The sequence below is a fragment of the Microbacterium sp. ISL-103 genome (assembly GCF_018613995.1).
Classification (GTDB): domain Bacteria; phylum Actinomycetota; class Actinomycetes; order Actinomycetales; family Microbacteriaceae; genus Microbacterium.
On sequence record NZ_JAGGPD010000405.1, the window covers coordinates 1 to 4,012 of the forward strand.

Annotated in this window: 4 protein-coding genes; 1 reads left to right on the top strand and 3 read right to left on the bottom strand. The window is 69.1% G+C overall.

Annotation, left to right across the window (positions count from 1 at the left end; genetic code table 11):
• The 3 genes from J7E68_RS14530 to J7E68_RS14540 form a co-directional block, all read right to left on the bottom strand.
• Window positions 1-1,004 (bottom strand): MalY/PatB family protein (locus J7E68_RS14530; protein WP_215173723.1); only part of this gene is annotated, 1,004 nt, incomplete at its 3' end.
• Window positions 1,005-1,341: 337 nt separating this feature from the next.
• A complete protein-coding gene (locus J7E68_RS14535; protein ID WP_215173727.1) occupies window positions 1,342-2,064 on the bottom strand; it encodes a 3-keto-5-aminohexanoate cleavage protein in 723 nt (240 codons plus the stop codon).
• A 31-nt stretch (window positions 2,065-2,095) separates the two neighbouring features.
• Entirely contained in the window at window positions 2,096-2,323 is a 228-nt protein-coding gene (locus J7E68_RS14540) for a DUF2188 domain-containing protein (RefSeq protein ID WP_215173729.1), read from the bottom strand.
• A gap of 271 nt (window positions 2,324-2,594) precedes the next feature.
• On the opposite strand from J7E68_RS14540, the gene J7E68_RS14545 reads away from it, so the two are divergent.
• Window positions 2,595-4,012, top strand: a 1,418-nt coding sequence (locus J7E68_RS14545) for a serine/threonine-protein kinase (protein WP_215173732.1), incomplete at its 3' end; no start/stop codon positions are given.

Consider the following 4,012-nt stretch of genomic DNA (forward strand, 5'->3'; position numbering starts at 1 on the left):
GTCGTGTCGATCCAGCCGATGTACGTCGCCTCCGGCTCGCGATACACCGCACCCGGCAGGTGCTCGGCGACGAGCGAGCCCAGCAGCTTCCGTGAGTCGGAGAGGTACGACAGCACGCCGTCGAGCCACGGCCTGCCCGCGCGATACGCAGCCGTCGATGCGACGACCCCGAGCGTCGCTGCGCCGTGCTGCACCGAGAACCCGAATCGGCGATACAGCTGCTGATCGGCGTCGTTCGACGTGATCAGCTGCGCGGTCTTGAGCCCCGGGATGTTCCAGGCCTTCGACGCGCTCGTACCGGTGATCGTGTGCGCGGCCGTCGCCTCAGAGATAGAGGCGTAGGGGATGAACGGTCGGCCGTCGAAGCGCAGCGGCGCGTGGATCTCATCCGCGAACACCCGACCGCCGTGCCGCTCGACGATCTCGGCGAGAGCTTCGAGCTCGGACCGCTCGACCAGGGTTCCGGTCGGATTGTGCGGATTGCAGAGCACGAGCGTGCGGGCGCCTGCAGCGAAAGCCTCGTCGATGCGCTGCAGGTCATGGCGCCAGCGTCCGTCGACCTCGACTCCGGGAACCTCGATCACCGGATGCCCGATCGCGGGCAGATATGTCAAGAAGGGCATGTAGGCCGGAGTCGGCACGATGACGGGCGATCCGGCGGGGGCATACTCTTCGACGGCCACGCGCAGCGCCGCCATCACGTCGGAGACCGGATGCACACCTTCGGGGTCGATCGCCCAGCCGTACTGGCCGCGCATCCAGTCCGCCGTCGCTTCACCCAACCGCGCAGCGAGCGGCGGCGACAGGTATCCGAGGGTCTCGTCGTCGATCGCGCGGTGCATGGCCTCGGCGATCACCGGCGCGACGCCGAAGTCCATCTCGGCCACCCATGCGCCGATGCGTCCGGGGTGCAGGCTCCACTTGCGACTCTCCGGTCGATCGAGGTCGAACCTCGTGCGGGAGTCGAACGGATGCGGGTCGGTGCGTGCGCGGTCGTCGGTCATCGCGTTCGACTCTCAGCCCGCGACCCGACATCGGGCAGCACCACGGCTACCGGATTCACCGGCGCGATGACCGCCCCTGCGATCAGTCGCGATCAGATTCTCGGCCACGGGCACTCCTTCACTGCGAGAAGCTTCCACACTAAAGACGGGATCCCGCCGAGGCGAGTCCGGTTTCGGTGCGTGACGACAGCGGGCGAGCCGCGCCGAGGGCACAGCGAGTCCCCGAGGTCAGCCCGTACGCAGCGAGATCTGGCCGAGCCACTCCGCACCGAGGGCATGACGGTAGCCGCGGCGCGCTCACCACGTCGGCAACACGAAGACGGGAAAGAGCGGCGCCTCACACAGCCGCGAGGAAGGCAGCCGCCGACCGCACGAGCGCCGCATTGTCAGGCGCGATCCTGCCATCGGGCAACGCGAGGGTGTCTTCGAGCCCGATGCGCGAGGCGAGTCCGAGTTCCACGGCCAGCGTGAATGCCGGCCACGCCGAGTTCTGCTCGCCGTGAAGAAGAATCGGCACGTCGGGATCCTCGAGTCGCACATGCGCGATCAACCCCTCGGCATGCCGCTGCACCACGTCTGCCGCCTCGTCCGGCAGCTCGACCAGAACACGCAGGGTCCTCGCGCGCACCGGCGATTGTCGCCAGGCCTCGAGCCCCGTGGCATCCCAGATGCCGGCTTCGACACCGACACCGCGACTCTGCAGCAGCGCTGCGACCTCGTCGGCTCCGGACTCATGCCAGTTCACCGACGCGAAGTCGGGCAGCACGGTCCACTCACGGATCACGGCGAGGCGCTGTTCGACGTCGGGCTCGATCCACGCTCCGGTCGTCACCCCGATCGGAATATCGGGGCATGCGGATCGCAACGCACTCAGCCACCGCTCGACGTCATCCGCGCGAAGACTGTCGTCGCCCTCGGCATCCTTCGGGTGCACGTGGATCTCGTGCGCTCCCAGCGCGACGGCCCGCGCTGCATCCGCGGCCGCGAGGGTCGCATCGGCAGTGAGCGCCGGATGCTGCACCACAGCGCGCGCACCGTTGAGGCACACCTGCAACAGCATCCGCTCTCGTTCTTCGCCGACCACCCGGCGCTCAGTTCATGAGATCGCGCGGATGCCAGTCGTGCAGATTGCCCGTGCCCGACGGGCCCTCTTCGACGCGCACCGTGTGCTTCACCTGGCGTGCGGCGGCGGCGCCGCGACCGACCCTGACCGCCTCGTCTTCGGTCTCGAAGCTCGATCCCAGAGTGCGGGACTCGCCGGTGATGCGGTTGAACCAGATTCCGTCGCGTTGGAACGTCTCGATGTCGCCTGCGGCCATGCCACGTCCTTTCGATCTTCCTCTTTTCTACCCGAGGCCACCGACACTGTGAGAGGGCCTTGACAGCTTTCGGATGGCCCGTTGGCCAGGGCGTCTCGGGGGCGCGTGAAGCCGGAAGAGCATGGGAATCGCACCTGCACCGCCCCAGCCCGGCCTCGCGCCGAGAACGCATCCATCAATCCGCCCGATCGTCAACCCCGATGACGGTTCGAATGCGCCGAGCCTATTGTCGACTGATGCATGACCCGGATGCATCTGCAAGGAGCTCGTGATGACGCTGGAAGTGATGTCGCCGACGGCGGCACTGCTCGATGGACGATATGTGCTGCACGATCACGTCGGACAGGGCGGCATGGCGACCGTCTACCGCGCGGAGGATGCCCATCTCGGGCGCACCGTCGCGATAAAGATGATCCACGAGGGCGACGGCCCGGTCGCCTCGATAGAGCGCGCGCATACCGAGAAGGCGCTGCTCGCCTCGCTGAGCCACCCGTCGCTCGTCACGCTGTACGACGCGCAGCTCGAGCCGAAGCGGCCCCAGTATCTCGTCATGGAGTTCGTCGACGGACCCACTCTCGCCGAGCGGATGGCCGCAGGTCCGCTGCCCCCGAAGGATGTCGCGCGCATCACCCGCGACCTCGCCGAGGGTCTGACCGCGGTGCATGCTGCCGGGATCGTCCATCGCGACGTCAAGCCGTCGAATGTGCTTCTGCGTCGAGGTCGCTCAGGGCGTGCCCTGGCTGCGAAGCTCGCCGACTTCGGCATCGCGTGCTCGATCGAGAACACCCGACTCACGACCCCCGGAATCGTGCTCGGCACACTCACCTACATGGCGCCCGAGCAGCTGCGGGACGCCGACCCCGGAACCCCCGTCGACATCTTCTCGCTCGGCCTTGTCGCTCTGGAGGCGCTCAGCGGAGAGCCCGGATACCCGTCGCTCGCATCGGGTCGCGCCGCCGCGATCGCGCGCCTGATGAACCCGCCGACCATCTCTGAGACCGTTCCCGACGAATGGCGAGACCTGCTCACCCGCATGACGCGGCTCGAGCCCGAGGAACGCCCCACCGCCGTCGAGGTCGCGCGAGCGGCGCGCGGCCTGCTGCGCGACTATTCCGCGAACGGCAACGGGGCCGCTGTCGCCGCGGCGGCTGCGGCGATCGTCGCATCCGCCGGCGCCGAGCCTGCCGGCGCCGCATCCGCCGGCGCCGAGCGTTCCGTCAGCGACATCGCTTCAACGAGCGCGGAGTCGGATGCCGTTGCCGCGGCGCCCGACGCGGAACGCGCCGCACCGGCCAGCGCCGCCCCGGACTCGTCGCCCACCGGCGTCACCGCGGTCTTCCCCTCTGCCACCGGCGCCGAGACCGACGTCGCCGCCCCCGTGGCTGCCGGCGCCGGCGAGGCGCGAAGCCGGACTCGCACTCGGAACCGCGTCATCGCGGGCGCCGCCGGGCTCGCCGCGGCCGGGGCTGTCGCCGTCGGTCTCGCCGCGTTCACCACTCCCGCATCCGCCGACCTGGGTCGTACGGTCTCTGCAGCGATCGTGCGCACGCCGATCGTCGCAACGGAGCCCTCGCCCGAAGAGGCTCCGGCCGACCCGGTCGTCGTGAGCGATCCCGGCGGTTCCGTCAAGAACGAGAACTCGGGCAAGAGCGAGAACTCGGAGAACAACGGGAACTCGGGGAACTCCGG

What these genes read in the sequence shown, in the direction of transcription:
- J7E68_RS14535 (WP_215173727.1), bottom strand. Translation starts at nt 2,064, where the DNA reads ATGCTGTTGCAGGTGTGCCTCAACGGTGCGCGCGCTGTGGTGCAGCAT.
- J7E68_RS14540 (WP_215173729.1), bottom strand. Translation starts at nt 2,323, where the DNA reads ATGGCCGCAGGCGACATCGAGACGTTCCAACGCGACGGAATCTGGTTC.